The organism is Streptomyces sp. NPDC024555 (assembly GCF_055559335.1).
Genome location: NZ_JBVHKV010000006.1, coordinates 50,050 through 76,165, shown reverse-complemented (window position 1 = coordinate 76,165; position 26,116 = coordinate 50,050). Strand labels below are relative to the sequence as shown.

Below are 26,116 nucleotides of genomic sequence, written 5' to 3'. Positions count from 1 at the left end.
GCGGGGCCGGGGCCCTCCCGGCCCCGGCCCCGCCGCCCGGCCCGCTCAGGCGGTCAGCATCTTGTCCCGCAGCTTCTGCACGGTCGCCGCGTCGAGCTTCAGCCCGTCGCGCACATAGGTGTCGAAGTCGCCGTAGATGTGGTCGACCTCGTCGAACGCCGCGCGCAGCCAGCTGAGTTCGACGGCCTTCGGATCACCCGTGTACTGGTTGCTGGCCAGGAAGTCCGCCTCGACGGTGGCGCGCGGAACGCCGAGCAGGGTGAGCAGGACGGCGGTGCCCCAGCCGGTGCGGTCCTTGCCGGCGCTGCAGTGGAAGACCGTGGACCCCGAGGAGTTGTTCGCGACGGCGGTCACCAGATCCCGGAAGGCGTAGTCCGCGCCCACGAAGTTGACCATGAACGGGTAGCCGATGGACTGGCCCAGATCCGAGGAGCCGGAGAAGAGACCGGCGGCGAGGGCCTGGGCCAGCGTCATCAGCGCCGAGTCGTGGAAGCGGATGCCGTGGCTCAGCGAGACGACGTCGGCGACCTGGTACGTCACACCGGCCGGCAGCCGGTCCGGGTCGTCCTTGCGCTCCTGGACGTTGCGCAGGTCGATGTCGAGCGTGAGGCGCTGGGAGACGAGCCGCTGCTGCTCGGCGTCGGTGAGCTTGTTCAGCTTGTTGGAGCGGTAGACCAGCCCGGGGCGCACCCAGCGCCCGTCCGTGGTGCGGTAGCCGCCGATGTCGCGGAAGTTGCGGGCGGACTCCAGGCCGAGCGAGCGGTCGGCGACGACCAGCGGAGTGCCGCCGTCCGGGACCAGCCGGAAGTACCAGCGGCCCGCCTCGGGCAGCGTTCCGGCCGGAACGGTCAGCGAGCCGGTGCCCGGCGCCGTGCCGAGGGCGACACCCGTGGTGGCGTCCGGCGCGGTGACGGCGGTGACGGTCACCGAGGCGGCCGGGGAGGCCCAGGACAGCGTGTGACCGCCGTCGGCCGCGCGCACGGCGGTGGCCGAGGTGAACGGGACGGCGGCCTGGGCGGTGGCGGCGGCCGCGGGCGGCGCGGCGAACGCCGAGGGGGCCAGGGCCGTGCCGGCGAGAAGGGCGGCCGCGAGGGCGGCTCCGGCGATGCGGTGCGTACGCATGGTGCTCCTTGTCAGTTCCCTGTGGGGCAGGGGAGGCGTCAGGAGGTCGGTGTGGCGGTGCACGGGGTGGTGCCGCAGACATTGATGACACGGCCGGTGGTCAGGAAGGTGGCCTTCTGCTGTCGTGCGGCGGACGAGTTGCGGGGGTCCTCGTGCGGGTCGTGCCCGTACGCGGGCCCGGTGGGCGGGGTGTTGGTGAGCGGGGGCGTCGGGGTGCCGCTGTCCCAGACCGTCATGGCCGAGCCCCGGTGGGGCAGCCGGTCCGCGTCGATCCGGGGGATGCCCCAGTACGGGACGGTGTCCGGACTCCGCCCCGGGGCGAGCGCGGGGGACACCAGCCGGGCGCCGATGGTGCGCGCCTCCACGTCCGCCGCGGCGTTCGCGACCTGGTGGTCCCCGTACGCGATGTGCATGAGCACCTGGTGGCGGTCGGTGAGATGGTTCGCGTACGCGTTCGTCTCACCGCGGTCCCACACCATCTGGAACAGCTGGAGGACGAGCTGCTGGCGCAGCTTGTCCGGGTAGGCCACGTCCAGGACCTGCTGGAACGGCGCGAAGTCGGCGCTGCGGTTGAGCAGCAGCCCGTAGTTCATCGCCGTGACGCCCAGCACCCCGCGCCGGATGTCCGGCGAGGCGGCCACCAGGGCGCCTCCCAGGATGCCGCCCTGGCTGTTCCCGTCGTACGCGAGACCGTGCCGGACGTCCAGGAGCGGGCGGCCGTCGGCCGTGCGGAACGCCGGGTCGCCGGTCAGGCCCCGGGGATGGATCAGGGCGCGGCCGAGGAACAGCGCGTTGAGCATGCCCTGTTCGCTGCGTTCGGGGACCGCCGGGAAGAGGCCCGGATCGGCGAGCGCGGCGAGGACGACGGGGATGTCGTCCTTGGCCATGCCGATCCAGTCGGTCGCGCAGAAGGTGAAGCCGTGCTCGGCGGCCATGTCCTTGACGTTGCCCGCGCCCACCTCGTTGCGGGAGCCCAGCAGCCCGTGCCCGTAGAGCGAGGGACGGGACGGGGTGCGGAAGGCCGAGCGCGGGATCTCGCAGCGGAACTCGGCGGTCTGGGTGGAGAGCGGCAGCCGGCGCGGTACGCCGGATCCGTCGCGGTTCAGCACCGAGCCGGGCGGGCCGCCGGGCAGCGAGAGATAGCCGGGCACGGTGATCCGCCCGGTGACCTCGCGCCCGATCCTGGCGTCCTGGGCCTCGGTGAAGTCGGTGACGCCGGTGACGGCGAAACCGGGGGAGCGGCCGCCGAGGCGGCGGAACGCGTCGTCGCGGATCGTGAACAGGTCACCGGTCAGACTCCGGGTGGAGGCGACGGTGAAGTCCCAGGCCAGCTGGAGCCCTTCGCCGCGCACCCCCGCCCCGCGCAGCGCCTTGAGGGCCGGGGCGAGCGCGTCCTGCCGGGCGCGCAGCGGATGGTGCGCGGGCAGCCGCTTCCCGGCCACCGACGCGAACGCCCCGGGTACGGGCAGGAGCCGGCCCGCGCCGTCCTTGAGCCCGCGCAGTGCCACGGCGTAGTGGTGTCCGTCGAGGAAGTTGCGCGCCGGGTGGATCAGCAGCGCGCGCCGCGCCGGATCGGTGGCGTTGGAGTCGGGCTCCGCCCAGTACGGCCACCGTGTGCCGGTGGTGGTGTCCAGCAGGACGACCGGGGCGTCCCGGTCGAGGGAGCGCCCGATGTCGGTGAGGGGCGCCGCGCCGGTCGTCTCCGTGTCGAGGCCCGGCATCCGGGCGATGAGCGTGGAGCCCGGCGAGAAGCCGTCGCTCCGGTTCCATGCCGTGGGGTCGACGGGGAGCCCGGTCACCGGGCGGGGCAGCACGGCGGTGTCGAAGGCCACCCGGCGGCCCGTGTCGGTGCGCGGGTCCGGCCGGGTGTACCAGTCGTTGGGGAACGGCAGCAGACACTCCTCGGGTGCCAGCGGGTCGCAGCCCCGCGCCGGAGAGGGGGCCGCCGGGGCCGCGTGGGCGGGCGGGGCGAGGAGCGCGGCGGCGCCGAGCGCCGCCGCGAGCAGTCCGTGGAGCATCCGCTGCCGCACGGGTCAGCTCCCCTGGAGGTGCGCGCCGATGATCCGCGCGTAGGCGGCCTCACCCTGCTTGTTCGGGTGCAGCGGCGCGGCGAGCGCGGTCGGCACATAGCCCTCGACCCACCGGTCGGCGGGCACCTGGCAGGCGTCGTGGCCCTTGCTCGGCGTGGCCACGTCGATGTACTCGGCGCCGTGCGCGGCGCTCTGCTCGGCGATCACCGCGTTCATCCGGTCGACGCTGCCCTGGAGGTAGTCGGCGTCCACCGGGAGCACCGGCTGCAACGGCCAGCAGCCGCCCGGCTTGATGTAGAGGCCGTAGCCCGTGACGAGGACCCGGGCCTGCGGCGAACGCTGGTGGATCCCGTCCAGTACGGCTCCGAGGCGCGGCCCGAACTCGGCGATGCGCTGGGCGACCTGGTCGACGCCGCCCTCGGTCAGCTTGTCCTTGCAGGGGGTGGCGGTGGGGTCGAGCTGCATGCAGTCCTGGGCGATGCCGACCAGCCCGGCGTCGTTCCCGCCGATCGTCAGGGTCACCAGACCGGTGTCCGCGCGCAGCGCGTCGAACTGCGGCGGCGCCGAACCCATCGGGATGTCCAGCAGGGAGAGCGACTGCTTCTCCGTCATGTGCTTGGACTTGGCCCCGCTGCAGGTGACGTCGCGCAGCGACGCCCCGATGCTCGCGGCCAGTTCGTGCGCGTAGTTGTGCGTGGAGCGTCCGCAGGCGACCGGTCCGGTGATGTCGGGGATCAGCGGGCCCGAGGCCATCGAGTCGCCGAGCGCGACGTACGAAACGGCGTCGTCGGTGGCCGCCGAGGCCCCCGGCGCCCCGGTGCCGACCGCCAGTCCGGCCAGGGCCGCCGCCGCCACCGAGAGCCGTGCGCCACGGCTTCTGACGATCCGGCAGAGTGCTTTGCTGTACGACTGGTTCACGGCGTCCTCCGGTGTGGGGCGGGCGGGGCATGGCGTGTGTCGCCGGTCATCATGCAGACTCGAACGCCGTCGTTTAACTGGTGGGTAACGCAGACTTCCACGGGGGCTTTTGTGACGCGTGACAAAGAGCGGTCCTCCTGTGCGGACGGGGCCGGGGCCCGGCGGGGCGCCGACCCGCGGCCGTTGCGCATCGGCGGACACCCGGTGGCCGGCCGGCTGCGGGCCCGGGTCCCCGCCCTGACCGCGCGGGTCGTCGCCCGGCTCCTGAGCGATCTGCCGGTCTACGCGGAACTGCCCCACGAGGAGATCGCGGGCGACATCGCGGACATCGTCCAGCACAATCTGCGGCTCTTCGCGGACGTCGTCGAGCAGCGCAGACCGGCCACCGACGCCGAACTGGCCCAGCAGCGCGACTCCTCCGCCCAGCGTGCCGAGGAGGGCGTGCCGCTGGACGCCATCCTCACCGCGTACCAGGTGGGGATCGCCATGTGCTGGGAGGAGACCGCGCGGGACGCGGGCCCCGGCGACCTCCCCGCCGTGCTGGAGATCATGGACCGCATCATGGTCCTCCAGCAGCAGCTGACCTCCGCCGTGAGCGGCGCGTACCTGGAGGCCCGGCAGATCCTGGACAGCCAGGAGCACGGCGGACGGCACGCCCTGATGGCGGCCCTCCTGGCGGGTGAGGACCTGGACCGCTTCACCCGGCGCACCGGACTGCGGCCCGCCGCCCGCTATCTGACGATGACGCTGGACCTGGGCCCGCACGACGACGAGCGCGGGCAGCCGCCCGGGTCCGGGGCCGATGTGGCGGCCCGGCGCAAGATCCGGCGCATCCGCACCGCCCTGGACCGGTTCTGCGGCGTTCCGGCGCTGACCGCGCTCGACGCGGGCGGCGGCACCGTGCTGCTGCCGGTGGCCGAGCCGCCGCCCTGGAACGGGCCGGGCGGGCTGTGCGGACTGGTCGAGGAGGCCGCCCTCGCGGCCGGGGTGCCCGTCACCGCGGCGGCGGAGACCGTCGAGCCCGGGGCGGTGCCGGCGGCCGTGGCCCGCAACGCGGAGATCGTCGGACTCGTCGCCCGCACCGGACGGCCGGCGGGCCTCTACCGGCTCGACGACGTCCTGCTGGAGTACCAGCTGAGCCGGCCCAGCGAGGCGCTCGACGGACTGGCCCGACTGCTCTCCCCGCTGGAGGCCAAACCCGAGCTGCTGCACACCCTGGAGACGTATCTCGCCCACGGCCTGGACCGCAGGGCCGCCGCTGCCGCCCTGCACGTCCACCCCAACACGGTCGACTACCGGATCCGCCGCATCAACGGACTGACCGGCCTCTCCCCGGCCCGCCCCGCCGACCTCCAGCACCTCAACGCGGCCCTCGTCGCCCGCCGTTCCGTGTAGCCCGCGGCGGAACTCCTCCTTCGGGGGAAGCAGCCCGGGGGAGGGAACGCCCTCGTTCGACCGTTCGTTCGGCCGGGTATGAGCGGACAACTGGTACGTGAGGGATATTCAGGGACGGGCCCCGGCGACATCACCCCGGACGGCTGCGCCGTCGAGCTGTACACCCGCCTGGCCGTCGGCGACGAACCCGACGTCATCGCCGCGGCGGTCCCGCCCGGCGCGCGCATGCTCGAACTGGGCTGCGGAGCGGGCCGGGTCACCCATCCCCTCCTCGCCCGGGGCTTCGACGTCACCGCGGTGGACGAGTCGGCGGGAATGCTGGAGCGGGTGCGCGGGGCGCGGACGGTGTGCGCTCCCATCGAATCCCTCGACCTCGGCGACGAGACCTTCGACGTGGTGATGCTGGCCTCGTTCCTCGTCCACGCGGGCGACCCCCGTGTCCGGGACGGGCTGCTGCGCACCTGCCGCAGATATGTGCGCGAGGGCGGAGTGGTCCTGTTCCAGCGCGAGGGCGAGGACTACCACGCGGACCTGCCGCGCGAGCGGGTCCACCCCGCCGGGTACACCACCCGGATCGTCTCCTCGGAGCCGGTCGGCGACGGCGTGCGCTCGGTGCGCGCGGAGTACGACTTCGACGACGCCCGGTGGACCCAGACCTTCCTCGCGCGCCCTCTGACGCGGGAGGAGTTCGAGGGCCATCTGGAGGCGGCCGGCCTGCGGGTGGACCGCTATCTCACGGACGACGGGGTGTGGGTGCGCGCCCTGCCCGTGTGACGCCGGACCGGGACCCGTTCCGCGGCGGGCCCCGGGGGCGTCTGCCGTTCCCCGGTCAGTGGACGGTGCTGAAGCTGCGCCAGGGCAGCGCGCTGGGCGCCTTCACGTCGGAGAAGGTGGTCGCGAGATAGGTCGTGCCCGGCCCGGTGCAGTCCCGTGTGCGGTACAGGATGATGTCGATCAGCGTGCCGTTGGAGACCTCCCTGGCACCCGGCAGGAGCCGGTGGCAGCCCTTCACGGACGGGCTGTTCACCTGGATCACGGCATCCCGTTCCGTCGTGTAGGTGACCGGGCCGACCGCGGTCCGGCCGAGGCCTGAGCAGCCCGCGACGGTGAGGGTGAGGAGCACGGCCTGGGCGGCGACGCCGAGACGGCGGCGGCGGTGGTCGATCACGGGCATGGGCGGGTCCTCGTCTGTCTCGTCCGGCTCATCCGTACGCACTCCGTCACGCCTCCCCGTGCGCCACGGCGGGACGTGCTGACGCTGGTCACCCTGCCCGCTGCCGGCGGGCCCGGCATCCGGGAGGCCGCCGGGCGGGGGACGGCGGAACGGACAGCCGTTCGCCCGGTGTCCGCATGGGGCATACCGTGGTAGTAGGCCCGAGAGGGCATGAGGCGTACGTTCCGGTACCTCCGGTGTGCCGGTTCCTCCGGCTGGCAGGGGGCCGTCATGGTCCAGGTGCTCCTGATCGCGGTGATCGCGGTCATCGCGGCGGTCGCCGTGTACACGGCTGCGGCGGCCCGCGTCGTCAAGCAGTACGAACGAGGCGTGGTGCTCCGGCTGGGGCGGCTCCGCGACGATGTGCGCGGCCCCGGGTTCACCATGCTGGTCCCCGGCATCGACCGGCTCCGCAAGGTCAACATGCAGATCGTCACCATGCCGGTGCCGGCCCAGGACGGCATCACCCGGGACAACGTCACCGTGCGCGTGGACGCGGTCATCTACTTCAAGGTGGTCGACCCGGCGAGCGCCGTCGTCGCGGTGGAGGACTACCGGTTCGCCGTCTCGCAGATGGCCCAGACCTCGCTGCGTTCCATCATCGGCAAGAGCGATCTGGACGATCTGCTCTCCAACCGCGAGAAGCTCAACCAGGGCCTGGAGCTGATGATCGACTCCCCGGCCGTCGGCTGGGGCGTGCAGATCGACCGGGTCGAGATCAAGGACGTCTCGCTGCCGGAGACCATGAAGCGCTCCATGGCGCGGCAGGCCGAGGCCGACCGTGAGCGGCGGGCCCGGGTCATCAACGCCGACGCGGAGCTCCAGGCGTCCAAGAAGCTGGCCGAGGCGGCGGCCCAGATGTCCGAGCAGCCGGCGGCCCTCCAGCTGAGGCTGCTGCAGACCGTGGTGGCGGTGGCGGCGGAGAAGAACTCCACGCTGGTGCTGCCGTTCCCGGTGGAGCTGCTGCGCTTCCTGGAACGGGCCCAGCAGGCGCAGCCCGCGCAGCCGGACGCCCTGCCCGAGAAGCCGCCCGCGCCCCGTCCGGGTCCCCGCGCCTCCGCGGGGTCCCCGAACCCCAGGGTGCACCTGAAGCCCCGCGGGACCGCGGGGAGGGCGAACCGCGCGGGGACCGTGGCGCCGAAGCCCTCGCCCCCGCTCGTCCGCCACTGACGCGGTCCGAGCCCTGCCCCGAGAACCCGGCCGCCGCCGGCCCCGTACGAGCTGCGGGTCCGGCGGCGGCCGGACCGTTGTCGGACCCCCCGCCTAGACTCGCGAGTCGGAGTGTTTCCGAGGACGTCCGCGCTGACCAGGCACGGAGAACAGGACGCACGGGCCCGGCGGGCCCGGCCGGAACCGGAGGGAGACAGGGTGGACACCGCACCGTCGTCGCGGGACGCGGCCGTCGGCCGGCTGCTGCGCCGCGCCGCCGTCTTCCTGCCCGACCCGCTCCCGCGCCGGGGCGTGATCGCGTTCTGGGACCCCGAGGGGGACGCGCCGGTGGACCCGGACAGCATCTGGGGAGCGCGCGCCGACGGGACGGCCGAGCGGGCCGAGGCCGACGGGTCGGGCGTCCGGGTCGCCGGGATCACGGTCGTCCGCCGCCCGGACGGCGGAGGCGGCCCGCGCACGGACAGCGTCCCCGCCGTGCTCGTGCCCGTCGCCGAGGCCCTGCCCCTGCTGGTCCGGGCCCGCCGTCTGCGCTCCGCCCACCCGGCCGCCCGCTGCTGGGGCGCCGCCGCGCTCCACGCGCTCCATCTGGTCGCCCGGGGCCGGCTGCTCCCCGGACTGACGGCCGACGACCACGACGCCTGGCGGGCCGGACCGCGCGACGCCGAGGACGTCGCCCATCTGCGCGCCGTCGCGGCGGCCCTGCCCCCCGAGGGCCACGCCGTGCCCGTCCCCGGCCGCTCCCCGCTCCGCCTCCCCGACCCCGAGGCCCTGGTCTCCGCCTTCCTCGACGCGGTCGCCGACACCCTGCCCCGCACCCCCGCCGCCGCGTTCGCCATGGGTGCCCCCTTTGCCGCCCGCGATGCCCGGCAGCTGCCCGGCGCCCGGGAATGGGCCGTGGAGGTCGCCTCCGGGCTCGACGCGGGCGTGCGGGTGTCCCTGCGCCTGGACCTCTCGGCGCACGAACTCTTCGACACCACCCGGGCCCACGGGGACGACGCCCCGGAGGCCACCGGAGCCGGGACCGCTCCCGCCCGGCACGCCGGGGCGGCCGTCACCCAGGTGCACAGCCTCGCCGACCCCACCTATGTCGTCGACGCCGCGGCCCTGTGGAGCGGCACCGCGGGCGAGCCCTTCGGCCCCCGCTCCCGGATCGACGCCGTTCTCGCGCTGCGCCGCGCCGCCCGCGTCTGGCCCCCGCTGGAACGACTGCTGGAGCAGCCCGTCCCCGATGTGCTGGCCCTCGCCGAGGACGAGCTCCAGGACCTGCTGGGCGCGGCCGGCGCGCGGCTCGCGGCGGCCGGGGTCAGCGTGCACTGGCCCAGGGAGCTGGCCCGTTCCCTCACCGCGGCGGCGGTCGTGCGCCCCGCACCCGGATCCGCCACCGACGGCACCGCCTTCTTCGACGCCGAACAGCTCTTCTCCTTCGACTGGCAGCTCTCCCTCGGGGACCAGAAGCTCACCGAGGCGGAGATGGACGTGCTCGCCGAGGCCCACCGCCCCGTCGTGCGGCTGCGGGACCAGTGGGTCGTCGTCGACCCCGCGCTCGTCCGCAAGGCGCGCAAACGGGAGCTGGGCCTGCTCGACCCGGTGGACGCCCTCGCCGTCGCCCTGACCGGCACCGCCGAGGTGGACGGCGAGCAGGTCGAGGCCGTCCCCGTCGGCGCCCTCGCCGAGCTGCGCGCCCGGATCACCGACGACACCGCCACGATCGCGCCCCCGCCCGGCCTCGACGCCACCCTCCGCGACTACCAGCTGCGCGGACTGGCCTGGCTGGACCGGATGACCTCGCTCGGCCTCGGCGGCTGCCTCGCCGACGACATGGGCCTCGGCAAGACGATCACCCTCATCGCCCTCCACCTCCACCGCGCCCACCCCGCCCCCACCCTGGTCGTCTGCCCCGCCTCCCTGCTGGGCAACTGGCACCGGGAGATCAACCGCTTCGCCCCCGGCGTCCCCGTCCGCCGCTTCCACGGCACCGGCCGCACCCTCGCCGAACCGGACGGCGGCTTCGTCCTCACCACCTACGGCACGATGCGTTCCAGCGCCGCCGAGCTGGCCGCCCACCGCTGGGGGCTGATCGTCGCCGACGAGGCCCAGCACGTGAAGAACCCGCACTCCTCCACCGCCAAGGCGCTGCGCACCATCCCCTCCCCGGCCCGCGTCGCCCTCACCGGCACCCCCGTCGAGAACAACCTCTCCGAGCTGTGGGCCCTCCTCGACTGGACCACCCCCGGGCTCCTCGGCCCCCTCAAGGCCTTCCGGGCCCGCCACGCCCGCGCCGCGGAGAACACCGGCACCGCCGCCGGCCTCGCCAACGACGAAGCGGTCGAACGGCTCTCCCGGCTGGTCCGCCCCTTCCTGCTGCGCCGCCGGAAGTCCGACCCCGGCATCGCCCCGGAGCTGCCGCCCAAGACGGAGACCGACCACCCGGTCTTCCTCACCCGGGAACAGGCCACGCTCTACGAGGCCACGGTCCGCGAGACCATGGCGTACATCGAGGCGTCCGAGGGCATCGCCCGGCGCGGCCTGATCATGAAGCTGCTCGCCTCGCTCAAGCAGATCTGCAACCACCCCGCGCAGTATCTGAAGGAGGAGCCGGCCCGCCTCCACGGGCGCTCCGGAAAGCTCGCCCTCCTCGACGAACTCCTCGACACGATCCTCGCCGAGGACGGCTCGGTGCTCGTCTTCACCCAGTACGTGACGATGGCCCGGCTGCTCTCCGCCCATCTCACCGCCCGCGCGATCCCCTCCCAGCTGCTGCACGGGGGGACACCGGTGGCCGAGCGGGAGCGGATGGTGGACCGCTTCCAGGCGGGCGAGGTCCCCGTCTTCCTGCTCTCCCTCAAGGCCGCCGGCACCGGCCTCAACCTCACCCGCGCCTCCCATGTCGTCCACTACGACCGCTGGTGGAACCCGGCCGTGGAGGAGCAGGCCACCGACCGGGCCTACCGCATCGGCCAGACCCAGCCCGTCCAGGTGCACCGGCTGATCGCCGAGGGCACCGTCGAGGACCGCATCGGCGAGATGCTGCTCGCCAAACGGGCCCTCGCCGATGCCGTGCTCGGCCACGGGGAGGCCGCCCTGACCGAGCTGAGCGACCGCGACCTGGCCGACCTCGTCTCCCTCCGGAGGCCGTCATGAGTCCCCGCCCGCCCGCCGTCCGCCCCCGGCCGGGCCCGGACGACCTGCGGCGCACCTTCGAGGCCGTGCCCGCCCGCACCACCGGGGACGACGAGCCGTTCGCGGACAGCTGGTGGGGCCGGGCCTGGGTGACGGCCCTGGAATCCCGCTCGACGGACGGCCCGAGGCTGGCCCGCGGGCGGGCGTACGCGGACAGCGGGAACGTCGCCGCGATCACCGTCACCCCGGGCCGCGTCGTGGCGTACGTGCACGGCAGCCGCCCCCGTCCCTACCGCGCCGAGCTGCGGCTGCGCACCCTCGGCGACCCCGACTGGGAGACCTTCCTCGGCGCGGTGGCCGAGCGCCCCGGGCACCTGGCCGCCCTGCTCGCCAAGGAGATGCCGCACTCCCTGGCCGACACGGCCGCCGCCCAGGGCATCGCGCTGCTCCCCGCGGCCGACGATCTGGACCCCACCTGCACCTGCCCCGACCACGGCCGGCCCTGCAAGCACGTGGCGGCCCTCTGCTACCAGATGGCCCGGCTCCTGGACGCCGACCCGTTCGTCCTGCTGCTGCTCCGCGGCCGGGGCGAGCGCGAGCTGCTGGCGGACCTGGGCCACCGCAACGCGGCACACTCCGCGCGGGAGCGGCCCGCCGCGCCCGCCGCCCCCTCCGTATCCGCGGACGAGGCCTACGCCGACCGCTTCCTGCCGCCGCTGCCCGCGCCCTTTCCGGTGGACCCGCATCCGGGCCGCCCGCCCGCCTATCCGGAGCTGCCGGGCGCGCGGGATCCCCTCGGACTCGACCAGCTGGCCACCGACGCCGCCGAGCGGGCCCACGCCCTGCTCACCACCGGCACCGACCCGGTGGCCGGGCTCACCGCCTGGCAGGACGCGGTCCGGCAGGCGGCGGCCCGTCCCACGGCCGGACTCACCGCCACCACCCGCGCCCTCTACCGGGAGCTGGCCTCCGCGACCGGCCGCACCACCACCGATCTGGCCCGCGCCGTCGCCGCCTGGCGCCAGGGCGGACCCGCGGGGCTGGCCGTCCTGGAAACGCCCTGGGACCCCCCGGCCGGTCCCTTCGACCGGGCCCGCCCCGCCCTCGCGGCGGCCGGCTGGCCCCGCTTCCAGCCGTGGCACAACCACCTCACCCACCCCGGCGGCACCCTCCAGCTCCGCTTCGGCCACGACGGCCGGTGGTACGGCTACGAGTCCGAACCGGGCGCGGACGCGTGGTGGCCCCGGGCCGCCCCGGCGGCCGATCCGGTGGGCGCGCTCCTGGAGCTGACCGGCGCCGGCTGACCCGGGCCGGCCGCGCGCCGTCAGCCGCTCGCGACGACCAGCAGCACGATCAACAGCACGGCGACGAGGGGCAGCACGATCAGTCTCGCCCTGCGGAAGGACGCGTCCTCCTGCTGCACGAGGGCCCCGCCCGCGCCGTGGGCGCTCGACAGATGCTCCCCGGCCATGGCGTCGATGCGCCGCGTCGTCAGGAGCGAGGGCGACCAGTCGCAGTGGGTGCAGACGAGGAAATCGCGGTAGGGGTCGTACCGGAAGTCGCGTTCCAGATTGACCGTGAAGGCTTCCCCCCGCTCGTTCGTCGCGGTGAACTGTCGTACGGGCGCGCCCATGCGGTCTGCTCCTTGCCGGTCGGCGTCCGGTGCCCCCCGGCACCGGAGCCGGCACAGTACCCGATGGCTCAGCCGGTGCGCCGGGCGGGCAGGACCGCGTCCACGACGGCCGCCGCGAAATCCGGGGGAACGGGCAGGTTCCGCAGCAGGGCCCGCATCCACACGGCTCCGGCGATCAGGTCGAGCAGCAGCATCGGGTCGGCGTCCGGCGGGAGTTCACCGCGTGCGACGGCCCGTGCGAACACCGGCTGCTCCCGGGAGAAGCGGTCGGCGAAGAAATCCTGGGTCAGTGCGGCGAGTTCGTCGTCGGGCAGTCCCGTTCCCGCCGTCATGGCCCGGACGAGCGACTGGGTGCGCGCCCCCGTCACCAGCGCCACGATCTGCCCGGTGAGTGCGATCAGGTCCCCGCGCAGCGAGCCGGTGTCGGGCACCGAGACGTCCAGGGCCCGGGAGCGCAGCAGCGCGGCCCGCAGCAGGGGGGCCTTCGACGGCCACCACCGGTAGATCGTCGTCTTGTTGACCCCGGCCTCCTGGGCGACGGCCTCGATCGTCAGCCCGGCGTACCCGCGCTCGGCCAGCAGGCGCAGCGTGGCCTCGTGGATCGCCTCGGCGGCCCGGGGGCCCTTGCCGGGGCGGTGGGGCGCGGTCGGGTCCGGCATGGTGCCTCCAGAGAAATGCAACGCGACGTTGCGTTGCATTATATGCTCGCGGAGATGCCGCCCGACACCGTGGCCGGGCGGGACCACCGAGCGACCGAGGGGGTACTCATGGCCGGGCGTACGAACGCGCGGGTGTCCGGGGCGGTGACCTGGGGGCTGCTGGCCGCCTGGGCGGCCAACGACCTGGAGGAGATCGTCACGACGACGGGCTGGCTGCGCACCGCGCGGCCGAGGCTCAGGAAGCGCCTGCCCGCCGTGCCGGAGCGGGTCTGGCGCCGTACCGACCTCACCCGGCGCGAGGTCGGCACGGCCATCGGCCTGATGGGCTGCCTGATCGCCGCCGCGGCCGCGGACGGCGCGCGCACCGGCGGACGCAGCCCGTTCTTCCGCAGTGTCCTGATCGGCTTCGGCGTGCACGGGGCGGTCCATGTGGCGCAGTCGGCGGCGTACGGCGGCTACACCCCGGGGGTCGTCACCGCGCCGACCGTCGTCGTCCCGTACTCGCTGTGGGCGCTGCGCCGGCTCCGGGCGGCCGGCATCGAGACCGGCGGGGGCCGGAGCACGGCCGCCGGTCTCGTGCTCCTGCCCGTCGCGGTGCTGGGCGCGCACGCCGCGGCCCGTGTGCTGGGCGGACCGCGGAACGGGGACGCCTGACGCGGGCGGGTGCGGCGTCCGCCGGTCCGGCCGGGGCTCAGAAGTCCACCGTCGTGCGCTCCTCCACCCGGGCCACCGAGTCCTGCGCGTACGCCCGCTCGTAGGCGGTGCGGATCCGCTCGATCTGCGGATCGCGCTGCCGCGCCTCGGAGGCCGGGTAGAGCAGCGTCAGCTCGTAGCTGCGCTCGCGCTCGACGACCCCGTGCGAGTCCCGCCACTGGCCCCGGCCGTCCTGGACGGTCAGCCCGTCGGGGAAGCGCGGGGTGACCTCTTCGTCGACGAAGTCCATGAACTGGCGGTCCGTCACGGCGGGCCCGCCGTCCGGGCGTTCGGTGCCGAACAGCAGCCGCGTCTCGATGTAGGCCTTGCCGCGCGAGGCGGTCGACGTCGCGGGGCGGGGGTCGGCGGGGGAGTCGGCGCCCAGGGTGGCGTACGCGACGGGCGTGCCGGCGGCCAGGACCGCGAGTCCGGCCGTGGCGGCGGCGAGCGCCGCGCGGCGGCGCGTACGCGGACGGGCTTCGGTACGGGGGAGGAGGTGGGGACGGGGCATGGGGGAACCCTTCGTTCCGGGTGCGGGGCGGGGCGCGCAGGCGCGCGGCCCACTGTGGCAAGCCGCACCGGCCCGGAGGCGCCACGGCGGGGACGGCACACCGAATCCACCCGATCGGGCGGGCAAAAACCGTTGGTGGCCCCAGGGTTGACCTTGCTAGCGTCCCTGACGTGGCGAAACTCAATCAGATCATCGCAGTGGAGAAGGGCGTCAAGTCCAAGGCTCACCAGGACCTGACGGCGGCGCATCACGGCCTCCAGAAGGCCGGTCTGCTGGCCGGGATCTCCCGGACGTACCAGCCGAAGGACGAGGAGGGCGAGCAGTTGCCGCCCGAGTCGACCCTGGTGCAGATCAAGGCCGAGGACGTGCTGCGGGACACCGCGGCGACCCTGACCCGGCTCTTCGACGTCACCGCCACGAAGGACTGGGCGAACTGCGAGGCCCGCGCCGACATCACCGTCGAGGGACGCGTGCTGGTGAGCGCGGTGCCCGTCTCGTACCTCCTCTTCCTGGAGAAGCAGCTCACGGACCTCAACACCTTCGTGCGCAAGCTGCCGGTGCTCGACGCCTCCGAGGCGTGGAGCCAGGACCCGTCCACGGACGCCTGGAAGACCGAGCCGGTGCGGACCCTGCGGACGAAGAAGGTGCCCCGCAACCACGTGAAGGCGGAGGCCACCGAGAAGCACCCGGCCCAGGTCGAGGTCTACTACGAGGACGTCCCGATCGGGTACTGGACGACGGTGAAGTTCTCCGGAGCCCTGCCCGCGCGGCGGATCAACGAGCTGCTGGACCGGGTGGAGAAGCTCCAGCAGGCGGTCAAGTTCGCCCGCGAGGAGGCCAACGGCGTGGAGGTGACGGACCGACGGGTGGGTGACGCGGTCTTCGGTTACCTGTTCGGGTGACCGACCATGGATTCCCCGGTGGCTGTCGAAGCCGCCGGGGTGCGCGAGGAGCGCAAAGCTGACACTGAAGTTTGTCGTGACGACGCGGTGCATATGGAGGTTCGAGTCCTCCCCCCGGCACTTCCGTACCTCTCGTACGGATACGGGCCGGGGTGGCCCAAATGGCAGAGGCGGCCGCGATCAATCTCAGACTCTTGCTCCAGATTCAGCATGCGCCGCCTATCGCCGGATCAACCGGGCCCGTGCCCGTGGGCGTCGAGATGCCGGTTCGACTCCGGCCCGTGGAGCTTCGGTCCGCGGTCGTCTAAAGGCAGGACGCGACGACATCAAACTGACACGGGACCTTTAAAAGTGCCGGCGTGCGAGACAGGCGGCAATCACAGGGCCCGGGGGCCGGCTACGCCCCCGGGTCCGCTCCCGTTCCCGCCGCCCGGCCCCTACTGCCGGTACCCGGCCAGGAAGCGCCCGATACGGCTGATCGCCGCGTCGAGGTCGTCGGCGTGCGGCAGGGTCAGGATCCGGAAGTGGTCGGGCCGTGACCAGTTGAAACCGGTGCCCTGGACGACCTGGATCTTCTCGCGCAGCAGCAGGTCCAGGACGAACTTCTCGTCGTCGACGATCGGATGCACCTTCGGGTCGATGCGCGGGAAGGCGTACAGCGCGCCCTTCGGCTTCACGCACGACACCCCGGGGATCTCGTTCAGCTTCTCCCAGGCCCGGTTGCGCTGCTCGTAGAGCCTGCCCCCGGGCACCACCAGCTCCCGGATCGACTGCCGGCCGCCGAGCGCCGCCTGGATCGCGTACTGCGCGGGCGCGTTGGGGCACAGCCGCATCGACGCCAGCATCGTCAGCCCCTCCAGATAGCTGCGCGCGTGCTGCTGGGGGCCGGACACCACCATCCAGCCGGAGCGGAACCCGGCCACGCGGTACGTCTTGGAGAGCCCGCTGAAGGTGAGGCAGACCAGATCGGGGGCGAGGACCGCCACGCTGTGGTGCTCGGCGTCGTCGTACAGGATCTGGTCGTAGATCTCGTCGGCGAACACCATCAGACCGTGCCTGCGGGCCAGATCGAGGATGCCCTCCAGGATCTCGCGCGGATAGACGGCACCGGTCGGGTTGTTCGGGTTGATGATCACGACGGCCCGGGTGCGGTCGGTGATCTTCGCGGCCATATCGGCCAGATCGGGGTTCCAGTCCGCCGACTCGTCGCACGTGTAGTGCACGGCCTTCCCGCCGGCCAGCGTCGTCACCGCGGTCCACAGCGGATAGTCGGGGGACGGGATCAGCACCTCGTCGCCGTCCTCCAGCAGCCCCTGGACCGCCATCGAGATCAGCTCGGACACCCCGTTGCCGAGGAAGACGTCGTCGACGCCGACATCGGTCAGCCCCATCGCCTGGTAGCGCTGCGCCACGGCCCGGCGGGCCGAGAGGATGCCGCGCGAGTCTGTGTAGCCGTGCGCCTGCGGGAGCATCCGGATCATGTCTTGGACGATCTCCTCCGGCGCCTCGAAGCCGAAGAGCGCCGGATTGCCGGTGTTCAGGCGCAGCACGCTGTGACCCGCCTCCTCCAGCGCGTTGGCGTGCTCGATGACCGGGCCCCGGATCTCGTAACAGACCTCGTTGAGCTTGCTGGACTGGCGGAACTCCATGCCGTGCCTCCCGACCCGATTGCGATACTTGGTTTTACCAAGCTCGGGCTTGGAAAGTCCAACAACATGTCTAGACTGCGTCGCATGCCACGTCAGCCACAGCCCCCCGCCCGCCCGGCCCGCCGCCGGAGTTACGACCAGTTCTGCGCCGGGGCGCGGGCCCTGGACGCGGTCGGCGACCGGTGGACGCTGCTGATCGTCCGTGAACTGCTGGCGGGCCCGCGCCGCTACACCGATCTGCACGCCGATCTGCCGGGCGTCAGCACGGACGTCCTGGCCTCGCGGCTGAAGGACATGGAGCAGAGCGCTCTCGTCGTCCGCCGCAGACTGCCCCCGCCCGCCGCCGCCACCGTCTACGCGCTCACCGAACGCGGCCACGGACTGCTGCCCGTCCTCGCCGCGCTCGCCGAGTGGGGGGCCCCCGCGCTCGCGGAGCGCCGGCCCACGGACGCGGTCCGGGCGCACTGGTTCGCCCTGCCGCTGCTCCGGGTCCTGGACGGGGCGGCGGTCGCCGGCGGGGTGGTCGACGTGCGCCTCGACGAGGGCGAGTTCCACGTCCGTACGGGGCGGCCGGCGGCCGGTGAGCCGGTGTACGGGGACGGCCCGGCCGACCGCGCCGACGCCCGCATCACGCTGGACGCGGAGCTGTGCCTGGCGCTGGGCCGGGGTGAACTGACCTTCGCGGAGGCCGTGGAGGACGGCCGGATCGAGGTGTCCGGCGACGGACCGCTGGCGGTGGGGCTGCGCGGCGACTGAGGCGAACGGGTGTCCGGGCGCGGCGGAAAAGCTGCGTCCGTGATGGCGTGATTCGCGCGGTCGGCCTCGGGGTAGTGTCCGGTCATTTGGGATGTCCGGGACAACGAACCAGAGGAGTGGCCATGGGCAGGGGCAGCGGAACGAGGAGCCGGCCGGGGCGGCTGGGCACGGCACTGCTCGTCGGGGGCTGTGTGGCGGCGCTCGGCCTGGTGCCGGCGTCGGCCGTCGCGACACCCGGCAGCGGCGTCAGCGGCACCGTGGTGGCACAAGGCACCTCGGCGGGGAAGCTCAAGGTGAAGACCCCGAAGGGCCGGACCGACGTCACCTTCCGAACCATCACCATCGAGCCGGGCGGCTCCACCGGCTGGCACACCCACCGGGGCCAGCTGATCGCGGTGGTCAAGTCCGGGACGCTGACCCGCACCCTCGACGACTGCGCGGTCGAGGTGAGCCCCGCCGGCACCTCGTTCATCGAACCGTCCGGCGTGAAGCACCGTCACGTCGGACAGAACCTGGGCAGCGAGCCCGTCGTCCTGTGGGTGACCTATCTGCTGCCCGAGGGCAGCGAACTCTCCGACGACGCCGACGCGGCGGACTGCGGCAGCGGGAAGTGACGCCGGGCGCCGGGGCGTACGAGGCGCCGGCGGCGTCCCGCGCCCGTCAGCGGGCGAGCGTCTCCCCGTACGCGCCGAGACCCGCGCCGACGAGGCCGTCGCGGAAGGTCAGCACCTCGTAGACCCGGCCGCCGATCTGGTTGCGGTAGTCGATGACGACGGTGTCGACGCCCACCCGTACGTCCATCACCTCGAACTTCAGGTCGGGGATCAGCTCCAGCCCCCGCGCCCAGTACGCGCGCAGCGCGGCCTTGCCCCGCACGGTGCCCGAGGCGTCCCCGGTGAACTGCGCGATCATCGGGGAGCTGAAGGTCACATCCTCGTGATAGTGCGCCAGGATGCGTTCCAGATCGTGGGAGTTCCAGTCGTCCTGCCAGGTCGCGGCGAACGTACGGGCGAAGGCGAGATCCATGACGACGACCGTAGACGGACGCACGGCGCGCGGCCAGGTCTTTCGGTGGCAGGAGTGTCCCGTGGGACGGACGGGACGTCCCAGGGGCGCGGGGTGCGCGTGGCTCCGCCGCCGGGCCGCCGTCGCGGGCAGGCCATGATGGGCGGGTGCGATTCGAAGCGATCACCCGGGAACGGCTGGCGGACGCGCTGGCCGCGCACGCCGACGCGCTGGCACCGGCCGACGGCGGACCCTGGCTCAAGGTGGCCGTCGACGGCGCCCCCGCCGCCCGCACCGGAGAACTGGCCGAGGCGGTCGCCGCGGCGCTGCGGCTGCGCGGCCGCTCCGTGCTCACGGTGTCCGCGGAGGGGTTCCTGCGCCCGGCCAGTCTCCGGTACGAGTACGGCAGAAGGGACCCGGACTCGTACTACGGCAGCTGGTTCGACACCGGGGCGCTGTGGCGCGAGGTGTTCGGGCCGCTGGAGCCGGACGGCGACGGACGCGTCCTGCCCGACCTCTGGGACCCGGTGACCGACCGCGCCACCCGCAGCGCCTACCGCGAACTGCCCCGGGGCGGCGTGCTGGTGCTGCACGGGCCGTTCCTGCTGGGGCACTGGTTCCCGTTCGACCTCGGCGTCCACGTCCGGCTCTCCGAGGGGGCGCTGCGCCGGCGCACGGAGGAGGACGAGCGCTGGACGCTGCCCGCCTTCGCCCGCTACGAGGAGGAGGTGGCGCCCGCCGAACACGCGGACGCCGTCGTCCGCGCCGACGATCCGCACCACCCGGCGTGGACCGGGGTGCGGAAACGGGAGGACGGGTAGGGGCGGTCCCGTCGCTCCTTCCGGGCGTGCGCCCGCGCGCTCAGTCCGGCGGAAGCGGCGGCCGCCCGCCCACGGTCAGCACCGCCTCCGCCCCCGCCCGGCACCCCGCCGCCGCGGCCTGAGCGGGTGTGGCGCCCGCGAGCCGGGCCGCGAGGAAGGCGCCGGTGAACGCGTCCCCGGCCCCCGTCGAGTCCACCGCCGCCACCGGATTCCCCGGGACGCGGCCGGTCACGGTCCCCGCCGTGGCCAGCAGCGCACCGCCCTCGCCCAGCGTGACGACGACGTCCCCGACGAGCAGGCTCAACACGGCTGCGGCGTCCGCGGGTTCCGGCAGCCCGGTCAGCATCCGGGCCTCGTCCGCGTTGGGCAGCAGCAGGCCCGTGCCCTCGATCAGCGACAGGAACCGGTCGACACCCAGGCGCGCCAGGAAGCCGGTGGACGCCGGGTCGACGCTCACCGGAACGTTCCGCCGCCGGGCCTCCCGCAGCGCCAGCAGCGCCGTGGCCCGGCTCGACGGTGCGAAGAAGAGATAGCCGGACAGATGGAGACGGGCGACGCCGTCGAGCAGCGACGGCGACCAGTCCTCGGGGGAGAGGCGGAGCGAGGCGCCGCTGTCGGTGAGGAAGGTGCGTTCGGCGGACGCGTCGACCAGGGCGATGACGGTGCCCGTCGGCGCCTCCTCGTCCACCGTCAGCAGCTCCCGCACCCCGGCCCGCGTGAGCAGCCCCCGGTGCCAGTCCGCCGAATCGGCCCCGGCGCGGGCCAGCAGCCGTACGTCCCGGCAGCCCGAACGCGCCGCCCAGCAGGCGACGTTCGCCCCCGCGCCGCCCGCCCGGGTCCGGATCCCGGCCGCCGTGTCCGTCCCCCGCGCCAGCGCGGAGCCGTGCCGCGCCACCACATCCGTCACCACGTCCCCGACGACGAGCAGACCGCCGGACCCGCTGGTCACCGGGCGGCCGCACGGGCCGCCGCGATCCGCGCGGCCAGCGCCGCATTGCCGCGCACCGCCGCGAGATTGGCCTCCAGCGAGGCCCCGCCCGTCGCCCGCACCAGATGGCCCAGCAGATAGGGGGTGACGGCCTGCCCCGTGATGCCGCGCTCCCGGCACGCCTCCAGCGCCTCGGCCAGCACCCGGTCGTGCAGGGCGGGATCCAGCTGCTCCGACTCCGGTACGGGGTGCGCGACGATCAGCGCCGCCGCCGGGCCGTCCAGCGCGTCCTGGGCCGCCATGACCTCGGCGACCTCCTCGGGGGAGCGGACCGTCCAGTCGACCGGTTCGCCGGAACTGCTCAGATGGAAGCCGGGGAACCGGTCCGTGCCGTAGCCGAGCACCCCGACCCCCAGCGTCTCCAGACGCTGGAGCGTGGCGGGCACGTCCAGGATCGACTTGACCCCCGCGCAGACCACCGTGATCCGGGTGCGCGCCAGCAGCCGCAGATCGGCGGACTCGTCCTGGGTCTGCGTCCAGCCCCGGTGCACCCCGCCGAGCCCGCCCGTGGCGAAGACGCGCAGCCCCGCACGCGCCGCGAGGAAGGCGGTCGCGGAGACGGTCGTCGCCCCGCTCGCCCCGGTGGCCAGCGCCGGGGCGAGATCCCGGTGGCCGAGTTTGCGCAGCCCCTCGTCCTCGGCGACGCGCTCCAACTGGGCCTTGTCCAGGCCGATCCTGGCCCGGCCGTCCAGCACGGCGATCGTCGCGGGAACGGCGCCGTGCGCGCGCACGACGGCCTCCAGTTCCTCGGCGACCCGCAGATTGCGGGGGCGGGGCAGACCGTGCGAGATGATCGTCGACTCCAACGCGACGACCGGCCGGTCCGTGGCGAGGGCGGCCCGCACCTCCGCGGAGAGGACCGGGGCGTACGGGGAGGCGTCGAAGGACTCGGTTTGTGACATGTCCACATCCCTGTCGCGTACGGGGTGCGCTCAAACGTCCACGGGCGCGCGACGGGTTCGCCGGGCGCTCCGTCCCCGCACCGGGGCGCGCCCCTCCGTCGGAAGGCGGACCCGGGGGTAAGCCCTTGGAATCGATCGCTAAAGTGACCGGCCATGACCACAAATGATCACGCCCCTGCGTCGTATTCCGTCCACATCCCCGACGCCGTGCTCGAACCGGAGCCCCTCGATCCGTCCCAGATCGTCGAGGGCACCCCCGAGGTCACCGGCAAGGTGCTGTGGGAGTCGGCCGACGGCAAGCAGTTGCGCGGGATCTGGCAGATCACGCCGGGCGTCGTCACGGACACCGAGGCCGACGAACTGTTCGTGGTCGTCAGCGGACGCGCCACCGTGGCGGTCGAGGGCGGCGCCACGCTGGAGATCGGACCCGGCGACGCCTGTGTGCTGCGCGAGGGCGACCGGACGACGTGGACCGTCCACGAGACGCTGCGCAAGGCGTACCACATCAGCCTCTGACGGAAGGGCGCTCGGGCCGCCCGTGCCGTCAGGCGGGCCTGAGCGTCCGGCGCAGGACCAGCGCCGCCATCGGCAGCAGCAGACAGGCGCCCGCCAGGTTGAGCCATCCGTAGCTCGCCCGGGAGACGATCACCCCGGCGACCGCCCCGCCGACGCCCGCCGCCGCGTTCATCGTGAGGTCCGACAGGCCCTGGACGGCGGCGCGGGCGGGCTGCGGCACGGAATCGGTGAGCAGCGCCGAACCCGCGACGAGCCCCGCGGACCAGCCGAGCCCCAGGACGAACAGCCCGGCCGCGGTCCGGCCGTGCGCGGCGCCCGCCGTCCCGGCCAGCAGCGCGGCCAGCGAGAGCAGCCCCACCGCGAGGCCGATCACGGCCAGTCGCCCGAAACGGTCCGACAGCCATCCCATCACCGGCGAGAACGCGTACATCCCGGCGATGTGGCCGCTGATCACCAGGCCGATCAGCTGGAGGTCCGCACCGTGGTGCCCGAGGTCGACCGGGGTCATCACCATGATCGACACCATCGCGGTGTGCGAGACGGCCACGGTCACCAGGGCGAGCCGGGCCATCGGCGAGGCCCGGACGGCCGCCATCCCGGCCCGCAGCGAACGGTCCTGGGCCGAGGCGCTCTCCCGCGGGGCCAGGGCACGGGCCGTGAGCAGCGGATCGGGGCGCAGCAGCACCGCGATCACCACCGCGGCCAGCAGGAAGGTCCCGGCCGCCCAGACGAACGGGCCGGCCGTCTCCGGGATCGCGCCGCCGCGGAAGACCCGGCCCGCCGGGGCCGCGATGTTCGGCCCGAGCACCGAGCCGATCGTCGTGGCCCAGACGACCGTCGAGATCGCCCGGCCGCGCCGCTCCGGCTCCGCCAGATCGGCCGCCGCGAACCGGGCCTGGAGGTTGGCCGAGGAACCCGCGCCGAACGCGGCCATGCCGGCGAGCAGCAGCGGGAAGTTCTCCACCACGGTCGCCAGCACCACGAGCCCCGCGCCGAGCGCACCGATCAGATACGCCAGAACGAGACCGGGGCGCCGGCCCCGCGCGGTCATCAGCGCGGCCAGGGGCAGCGACAGCAGCGCCGTCCCGGCCACCGACGCCGTGGGCGCCAGCCCCGACAGCGCCTCGGAACCGCTGACCTCCGTGGCGAGCACGGGGGCCAGGGCGATGCCGATGGGCACGCCGAGGCCGCCGAGTATCTGCCCGGCGATGAGCACGGCGGTCGTCCTGCGCCGCAGTCCGGGCAGGTCGGCCGCCGCGTCCGGAGGCACGGGGCGGGTCCCGTCGGAGTTGTCGAGGGTGTGGGTCACCGAGGCAGTGTGCCAGCTCGCACGCGCGTACGAGAACGCCCCCTGTCCGCCCCCGACCTGCGCGTCCGGGTCCCGGCGGCCGGTCCGGGGCTCAGAACAGCGGCTGCGGCAGCACGCCCTCCAGCGCCAGCAGCCGCCGCTTGGTCTCCAGCCCGCCGCCGAAGCCCCCGAGGCCCCCGTCGCTCTCCACCACCCGGTGGCACGGCACGACCACCGGCAGCGGGTTCGACCCCATGGCCGCGCCGACCGCCTGCGCGGCCCCGGGCTGCCCCACCCGCTCGGCGAGCTCCCCGTACCCCGCGACGGCGCCGTACGGCACGCCCGTCGCCAGCTCGCGCAGCACCTGGCGGTTGAAGCCGCCGGTGAGCGACCAGTCCAGGTCGAGCGAGAACTCCCGCAGCGTGCCCGCGAAGTACGCCGCGAGCTGGCGTATCGGCTCGGCCAGCCGGGCCGAGCCGGGCGCCTCCACGGGCTCGGCACCGAGCCGGGACCGCAGCCGCTCCAGCATCCGGTCCCGCACCGCGGGACGGGCGTGGAAGACCACGGCCACCAGCCCGGCCTCGGTCGCGGCCAGCATCAGCGGGCCGATGTCGCTGTCGACGACGGCCCACTCGACAACCCCGTTGCTGTTCATGGTCCCCACCGTACGGCCGCCCACTGACAACGCCCGGCGGCCGGGACCCCGGCCCGGGACTCAGCCGGTGGTCGTCGCCTCGCGCACCACGTCGGGGGCGTTGGTGATGATGCCGTCCACGCCGAACCCGCTCACCCGGAGCGCGGCACGCGCGTCGTTGACCGTCCACGCGTCGACCTGGAGCGGGGCGCCGTGCGGCCCCTTCAGCGCGTGCACCGCCGCCACGTACTCGGCGGTCAGCGAGGTGTGCGAGGGGTTGATCCGGTCCGTGAACCGCGCGTAGGCGGGCAGCTCGCCCCGGGCCGGGGCCCCCAGCACCCCGGTGACGACGTCGGGGCGCCGGGCGTGCACCGTACGGACGCTGTCCGCGTCGAAGCTCTGGACCACCAGCCGGTCACGGACGTGCGGACCGTCCAGCCAGCCCTCCTGCCCCAGGACCGCCAGGGTGGCCTCCTCGATGCCCGGGTAGCGCTCCGGGCTCTTGATCTCCAGCAGCAGGTTCTGCCCGTTCTCCGTGAGGCGCCGCAGGTACTGCCGCAGCGTGGGCACCCGGGCCCCGGCGAACCGCGCGCCGAACCAGCTCCCCGCGTCCAGCCGGGCGATCTCCGCCGCCGTGAAGTCCCCGACCGCCCAGGGGGAGCGGTCCGGGAAGACCTCCTCGGCGTCCGTGGTCCGCTTCAGACCGGTGTCGTGGACGACGACCGGCACGCCGTCCCGGGTGAGCTGGACGTCGTTCTCCACCCAGTCGAAGCCCAGGGCGTCGGCCCGGTCCACGGCCGCCAGGGTGTTCTCCGGGGCGTAGGCGGACGCGCCCCGGTGGGCGATGACGACCGGCGCCCCGTCCGGGCGCCGGGACGGGTCGCCCACCGTCCGGACCCCGGCGCCGGGGGCGGCGTGGGCGACGGGCACGGGGCGCCGGGCCCCGGCGGTGCCGGTGTCCGGCGCCTCGGTCAGCGCGGCGGACAGCAGCAGTGTTCCGGCGCCCAGCAGGGCGGCGACGGCGACGGAGGCGTTGGGGGTGCCTGCGTACACGTGGACTCCTTGCGTCAGAGGGTCGGACGGCCGTCGGAGCGACGACGGGCCGAGGGTCCCAGCCGCCGCCGAACGGGGGACCGGAGAAGCGTGGCCACGACATGAACGGGGCACGCGAACCGGGTCACGGGCCACCGCCCCGGCCGATAAAATGCAGCTCTTCTGTTTGTTTGCCGGGCCCTGCGCCTTAAGGTCGTCCGAACCCGGGCTACTGCGAAGGGCGTACGAACATGCAGGGCACTGTCGACGGTTTCGGCTACGGGGTGGTCACCCCCGTGGCCGCCTTTCTCATGGCCTGCCTCGGTGCGGCCCTGGGCCTGCGCTGCACCACCCGCTCCCTGCGCACCGAACGCTCCTTCAAGGCGGGGTGGCTCGCTCTCGGGGCGACCTCCATAGGGTCGGGCATCTGGACGATGCACTTCATCGCGATGGTGGGGTTCACCGTCGAGGAGACGCCGATCGGCTACGACAAACCGATCACCTTCGCCAGCCTCGCCGTCGCGATCGTCATGGTCGGTGTGGGGATCTTCCTGGTCGGCTACCGGGGCGCCACCCCGATGGCCCTGGTGACGGGAGGCACGATCACCGGACTCGGTGTGGCCTCCATGCACTACCTCGGCATGGCGGGCATGCGGCTTGATGGGCGGTTCGAGTACGACACGTTCACCGTGTCGCTCTCCGTGGTCGTCGCCGTGGTCGCCGCCACCGCCGCCCTCTGGGCCGCCGTCTCCATCCACGGCTTCCTGCCCAGCCTCGGCGCCAGCGTCGTGATGGGCGTCGCGGTCAGCGGCATGCACTACACCGGGATGGCGGCGCTCCGGGTCCACCTCCACCCGGCCGCGTCCCCCACCGCCTCCGTCACCGGCGACAGCGCCACCTCGGTCCTCGTGCCCCTGATGATCGGACCCGTCTGCTTCCTGCTGCTCGCCGCGGTCGTCGTGATGTTCGACCCGCTGGTCGTCATGGGCACGCCCGACTGGGACGACCCGGCGGCCGCGCGGGCCCCCGGCGTACCGGCCCGCAGCCAGCTGCCCCGGTTCGGCACCCACGCCGATCCGGCCTCGTTCCACACCCAGCGACGGGACTACGCGCCCCCTCGGGAATGGTGACGCGCCCCCGTTGTCAGTGGCGGGTCGTA

General features: G+C 74.1%; 26 protein-coding genes and 1 tRNA gene. 13 read left to right on the top strand and 14 right to left on the bottom strand.

All coding sequences use genetic code 11. The annotated features are described in order from the left end of the window. Positions 1 to 45 precede the first annotated feature (45 nt). The 3 genes from ACZ4FH_RS11905 to ACZ4FH_RS11895 are packed head-to-tail and all read right to left on the bottom strand — an operon-like array spanning position 46 to position 4,070. The gene (locus ACZ4FH_RS11905; protein WP_467304119.1) at positions 46 to 1,122 is read right to left on the bottom strand and encodes a tyrosine-protein phosphatase; all 1,077 of its coding nucleotides are present in this window, start codon (positions 1,120 to 1,122) and stop codon (positions 46 to 48) included. A 38-nt stretch (positions 1,123 to 1,160) separates the two neighbouring features. Next, on the bottom strand, positions 1,161 to 3,152 hold the full coding sequence (locus ACZ4FH_RS11900) for a hypothetical protein (RefSeq protein WP_467304118.1): 1,992 nt from the start codon (positions 3,150 to 3,152) through the stop codon (positions 1,161 to 1,163). 3 nt (positions 3,153 to 3,155) lie between these two features. Beyond that, positions 3,156 to 4,070 (bottom strand): SGNH/GDSL hydrolase family protein, encoded by a 915-nt coding sequence (locus ACZ4FH_RS11895; RefSeq protein WP_467304116.1) that lies wholly within the window; start codon positions 4,068 to 4,070, stop codon positions 3,156 to 3,158. A gap of 183 nt (positions 4,071 to 4,253) precedes the next feature. Here ACZ4FH_RS11895 and ACZ4FH_RS11890 point away from each other — a divergent pair, with 183 nt between their 5' ends. After that, positions 4,254 to 5,465, top strand: coding sequence for a PucR family transcriptional regulator (locus tag ACZ4FH_RS11890; protein WP_467304446.1), 1,212 nt, complete (start codon positions 4,254 to 4,256; stop codon positions 5,463 to 5,465). A gap of 78 nt (positions 5,466 to 5,543) precedes the next feature. After that, positions 5,544 to 6,239 (top strand): class I SAM-dependent methyltransferase, encoded by a 696-nt coding sequence (locus tag ACZ4FH_RS11885; protein ID WP_467304115.1) that lies wholly within the window; start codon positions 5,544 to 5,546, stop codon positions 6,237 to 6,239. 55 nt (positions 6,240 to 6,294) lie between these two features. Here the strand turns inward: ACZ4FH_RS11885 and ACZ4FH_RS11880 are convergent, their stop codons facing one another. Then, positions 6,295 to 6,639, bottom strand: a complete 345-nt coding sequence (locus ACZ4FH_RS11880; RefSeq protein ID WP_467304113.1) for a hypothetical protein — start codon at positions 6,637 to 6,639, stop codon at positions 6,295 to 6,297. Positions 6,640 to 6,909: 270 nt separating this feature from the next. Here ACZ4FH_RS11880 and ACZ4FH_RS11875 point away from each other — a divergent pair, with 270 nt between their 5' ends. The 3 genes from ACZ4FH_RS11875 to ACZ4FH_RS11865 all read left to right on the top strand — a co-directional run bounded on the left by ACZ4FH_RS11875 (position 6,910) and on the right by ACZ4FH_RS11865 (position 12,272). Further along, a complete protein-coding gene (locus ACZ4FH_RS11875; RefSeq protein WP_467304112.1) occupies positions 6,910 to 7,848 on the top strand; it encodes a slipin family protein in 939 nt (312 codons plus the stop codon). Positions 7,849 to 8,046: 198 nt separating this feature from the next. Continuing rightward, on the top strand, positions 8,047 to 10,989 hold the full coding sequence (locus ACZ4FH_RS11870) for an SNF2-related protein (RefSeq protein WP_467304110.1): 2,943 nt from the start codon (positions 8,047 to 8,049) through the stop codon (positions 10,987 to 10,989). Continuing rightward, positions 10,986 to 12,272 carry an SWIM zinc finger family protein gene (locus ACZ4FH_RS11865; RefSeq protein ID WP_467304109.1) on the top strand — a complete coding sequence of 429 codons (1,287 nt, stop codon included), beginning with the start codon at positions 10,986 to 10,988 and terminating at the stop codon, positions 12,270 to 12,272. The genes ACZ4FH_RS11870 and ACZ4FH_RS11865 overlap by 4 nt, the downstream gene beginning before the upstream one ends. 20 nt (positions 12,273 to 12,292) lie before the next feature. On the opposite strand, the gene ACZ4FH_RS11860 is transcribed toward ACZ4FH_RS11865, so the two are convergent. Both ACZ4FH_RS11860 and ACZ4FH_RS11855 read right to left on the bottom strand, forming a co-directional pair. After that, positions 12,293 to 12,601: a hypothetical protein gene (locus ACZ4FH_RS11860; RefSeq protein ID WP_467304107.1), complete on the bottom strand. Its 309-nt coding sequence runs from the start codon at positions 12,599 to 12,601 to the stop codon at positions 12,293 to 12,295. Positions 12,602 to 12,669: 68 nt separating this feature from the next. Then, on the bottom strand, positions 12,670 to 13,260 hold the full coding sequence (locus ACZ4FH_RS11855; protein WP_467304106.1) for a TetR/AcrR family transcriptional regulator: 591 nt from the start codon (positions 13,258 to 13,260) through the stop codon (positions 12,670 to 12,672). Between the two features lie 144 nt (positions 13,261 to 13,404). On the opposite strand from ACZ4FH_RS11855, the gene ACZ4FH_RS11850 reads away from it, so the two are divergent. Next, positions 13,405 to 13,914 carry an HXXEE domain-containing protein gene (locus ACZ4FH_RS11850; RefSeq protein WP_467304444.1) on the top strand — a complete coding sequence of 170 codons (510 nt, stop codon included), beginning with the start codon at positions 13,405 to 13,407 and terminating at the stop codon, positions 13,912 to 13,914. Positions 13,915 to 13,951: 37 nt separating this feature from the next. Here ACZ4FH_RS11850 and ACZ4FH_RS11845 read toward each other — a convergent pair whose 3' ends face one another. Further along, positions 13,952 to 14,464 carry a DUF3574 domain-containing protein gene (locus ACZ4FH_RS11845; RefSeq protein ID WP_467304105.1) on the bottom strand — a complete coding sequence of 171 codons (513 nt, stop codon included), beginning with the start codon at positions 14,462 to 14,464 and terminating at the stop codon, positions 13,952 to 13,954. 170 nt (positions 14,465 to 14,634) lie between these two features. Here ACZ4FH_RS11845 and ACZ4FH_RS11840 point away from each other — a divergent pair, with 170 nt between their 5' ends. Continuing rightward, positions 14,635 to 15,366 carry a DUF7873 family protein gene (locus ACZ4FH_RS11840; RefSeq protein WP_467304103.1) on the top strand — a complete coding sequence of 244 codons (732 nt, stop codon included), beginning with the start codon at positions 14,635 to 14,637 and terminating at the stop codon, positions 15,364 to 15,366. 33 nt (positions 15,367 to 15,399) lie between these two features. Further along, positions 15,400 to 15,486: transfer RNA gene (locus ACZ4FH_RS11835), tRNA-OTHER, on the top strand. Positions 15,487 to 15,803: 317 nt separating this feature from the next. Here ACZ4FH_RS11835 and ACZ4FH_RS11830 read toward each other — a convergent pair. After that, positions 15,804 to 17,015, bottom strand: a complete 1,212-nt coding sequence (locus tag ACZ4FH_RS11830; protein WP_383643835.1) for a pyridoxal phosphate-dependent aminotransferase — start codon at positions 17,013 to 17,015, stop codon at positions 15,804 to 15,806. 84 nt (positions 17,016 to 17,099) lie between these two features. On the opposite strand from ACZ4FH_RS11830, the gene ACZ4FH_RS11825 reads away from it, so the two are divergent. Both ACZ4FH_RS11825 and ACZ4FH_RS11820 read left to right on the top strand, forming a co-directional pair. Next, a complete protein-coding gene (locus ACZ4FH_RS11825) occupies positions 17,100 to 17,771 on the top strand; it encodes a winged helix-turn-helix transcriptional regulator (RefSeq protein WP_467304102.1) in 672 nt (223 codons plus the stop codon). Between the two features lie 122 nt (positions 17,772 to 17,893). Continuing rightward, complete coding sequence (locus ACZ4FH_RS11820) at positions 17,894 to 18,385, top strand: cupin domain-containing protein (protein ID WP_467304101.1); 492 nt, start codon at positions 17,894 to 17,896, stop codon at positions 18,383 to 18,385. Positions 18,386 to 18,431: 46 nt separating this feature from the next. Here ACZ4FH_RS11820 and ACZ4FH_RS11815 read toward each other — a convergent pair whose 3' ends face one another. Continuing rightward, complete coding sequence (locus ACZ4FH_RS11815) at positions 18,432 to 18,797, bottom strand: nuclear transport factor 2 family protein (protein WP_467304099.1); 366 nt, start codon at positions 18,795 to 18,797, stop codon at positions 18,432 to 18,434. A gap of 146 nt (positions 18,798 to 18,943) precedes the next feature. On the opposite strand from ACZ4FH_RS11815, the gene ACZ4FH_RS11810 reads away from it, so the two are divergent. Continuing rightward, positions 18,944 to 19,597 carry a nucleoside/nucleotide kinase family protein gene (locus ACZ4FH_RS11810; protein WP_467304098.1) on the top strand — a complete coding sequence of 218 codons (654 nt, stop codon included), beginning with the start codon at positions 18,944 to 18,946 and terminating at the stop codon, positions 19,595 to 19,597. A gap of 40 nt (positions 19,598 to 19,637) precedes the next feature. Here ACZ4FH_RS11810 and ACZ4FH_RS11805 read toward each other — a convergent pair whose 3' ends face one another. Both ACZ4FH_RS11805 and ACZ4FH_RS11800 read right to left on the bottom strand, forming a co-directional pair. After that, positions 19,638 to 20,546 (bottom strand): carbohydrate kinase family protein, encoded by a 909-nt coding sequence (locus tag ACZ4FH_RS11805; protein WP_467304096.1) that lies wholly within the window; start codon positions 20,544 to 20,546, stop codon positions 19,638 to 19,640. After that, a complete protein-coding gene (locus ACZ4FH_RS11800) occupies positions 20,543 to 21,487 on the bottom strand; it encodes a pseudouridine-5'-phosphate glycosidase (protein WP_467304095.1) in 945 nt (314 codons plus the stop codon). The genes ACZ4FH_RS11805 and ACZ4FH_RS11800 overlap by 4 nt, the downstream gene beginning before the upstream one ends. A gap of 153 nt (positions 21,488 to 21,640) precedes the next feature. Here ACZ4FH_RS11800 and ACZ4FH_RS11795 point away from each other — a divergent pair, with 153 nt between their 5' ends. After that, positions 21,641 to 22,003, top strand: coding sequence for a cupin domain-containing protein (locus ACZ4FH_RS11795; protein WP_383643856.1), 363 nt, complete (start codon positions 21,641 to 21,643; stop codon positions 22,001 to 22,003). Between the two features lie 28 nt (positions 22,004 to 22,031). On the opposite strand, the gene ACZ4FH_RS11790 is transcribed toward ACZ4FH_RS11795, so the two are convergent. The 3 genes from ACZ4FH_RS11790 to ACZ4FH_RS11780 form a co-directional block, all read right to left on the bottom strand. Next, positions 22,032 to 23,312 (bottom strand): MFS transporter, encoded by a 1,281-nt coding sequence (locus tag ACZ4FH_RS11790; protein WP_467304093.1) that lies wholly within the window; start codon positions 23,310 to 23,312, stop codon positions 22,032 to 22,034. 91 nt (positions 23,313 to 23,403) lie between these two features. After that, positions 23,404 to 23,946, bottom strand: coding sequence for a methylated-DNA--[protein]-cysteine S-methyltransferase (locus ACZ4FH_RS11785; RefSeq protein WP_467304091.1), 543 nt, complete (start codon positions 23,944 to 23,946; stop codon positions 23,404 to 23,406). A gap of 60 nt (positions 23,947 to 24,006) precedes the next feature. Next, entirely contained in the window at positions 24,007 to 24,978 is a 972-nt protein-coding gene (locus ACZ4FH_RS11780; protein WP_467304089.1) for a glycerophosphodiester phosphodiesterase, read from the bottom strand. A gap of 230 nt (positions 24,979 to 25,208) precedes the next feature. Between ACZ4FH_RS11780 and ACZ4FH_RS11775 the strand changes: the two genes are divergently transcribed. Then, positions 25,209 to 26,087 carry an MHYT domain-containing protein gene (locus ACZ4FH_RS11775; protein WP_467304088.1) on the top strand — a complete coding sequence of 293 codons (879 nt, stop codon included), beginning with the start codon at positions 25,209 to 25,211 and terminating at the stop codon, positions 26,085 to 26,087. Positions 26,088 to 26,116 lie beyond the last annotated feature (29 nt).

Bases quoted from the DNA above. Each gene is read 5' to 3' on its own strand.
- ACZ4FH_RS11905 (WP_467304119.1), bottom strand. From the start codon at position 1,122: ATGCGTACGCACCGCATCGCCGGAGCCGCCCTCGCGGCCGCCCTTCTC.
- ACZ4FH_RS11885 (WP_467304115.1), top strand. From the start codon at position 5,544: ATGAGCGGACAACTGGTACGTGAGGGATATTCAGGGACGGGCCCCGGC.
- ACZ4FH_RS11880 (WP_467304113.1), bottom strand. From the start codon at position 6,639: ATGCCCGTGATCGACCACCGCCGCCGCCGTCTCGGCGTCGCCGCCCAG.
- ACZ4FH_RS11875 (WP_467304112.1), top strand. From the start codon at position 6,910: ATGGTCCAGGTGCTCCTGATCGCGGTGATCGCGGTCATCGCGGCGGTC.
- ACZ4FH_RS11865 (WP_467304109.1), top strand. From the start codon at position 10,986: ATGAGTCCCCGCCCGCCCGCCGTCCGCCCCCGGCCGGGCCCGGACGAC.
- ACZ4FH_RS11860 (WP_467304107.1), bottom strand. From the start codon at position 12,601: ATGGGCGCGCCCGTACGACAGTTCACCGCGACGAACGAGCGGGGGGAA.
- ACZ4FH_RS11855 (WP_467304106.1), bottom strand. From the start codon at position 13,260: ATGCCGGACCCGACCGCGCCCCACCGCCCCGGCAAGGGCCCCCGGGCC.
- ACZ4FH_RS11845 (WP_467304105.1), bottom strand. From the start codon at position 14,464: ATGCCCCGTCCCCACCTCCTCCCCCGTACCGAAGCCCGTCCGCGTACG.
- ACZ4FH_RS11830 (WP_383643835.1), bottom strand. From the start codon at position 17,015: ATGGAGTTCCGCCAGTCCAGCAAGCTCAACGAGGTCTGTTACGAGATC.
- ACZ4FH_RS11825 (WP_467304102.1), top strand. From the start codon at position 17,100: ATGCCACGTCAGCCACAGCCCCCCGCCCGCCCGGCCCGCCGCCGGAGT.
- ACZ4FH_RS11820 (WP_467304101.1), top strand. From the start codon at position 17,894: ATGGGCAGGGGCAGCGGAACGAGGAGCCGGCCGGGGCGGCTGGGCACG.
- ACZ4FH_RS11815 (WP_467304099.1), bottom strand. From the start codon at position 18,797: ATGGATCTCGCCTTCGCCCGTACGTTCGCCGCGACCTGGCAGGACGAC.
- ACZ4FH_RS11800 (WP_467304095.1), bottom strand. From the start codon at position 21,487: ATGTCACAAACCGAGTCCTTCGACGCCTCCCCGTACGCCCCGGTCCTC.
- ACZ4FH_RS11795 (WP_383643856.1), top strand. From the start codon at position 21,641: ATGACCACAAATGATCACGCCCCTGCGTCGTATTCCGTCCACATCCCC.
- ACZ4FH_RS11785 (WP_467304091.1), bottom strand. From the start codon at position 23,946: ATGAACAGCAACGGGGTTGTCGAGTGGGCCGTCGTCGACAGCGACATC.
- ACZ4FH_RS11775 (WP_467304088.1), top strand. From the start codon at position 25,209: ATGCAGGGCACTGTCGACGGTTTCGGCTACGGGGTGGTCACCCCCGTG.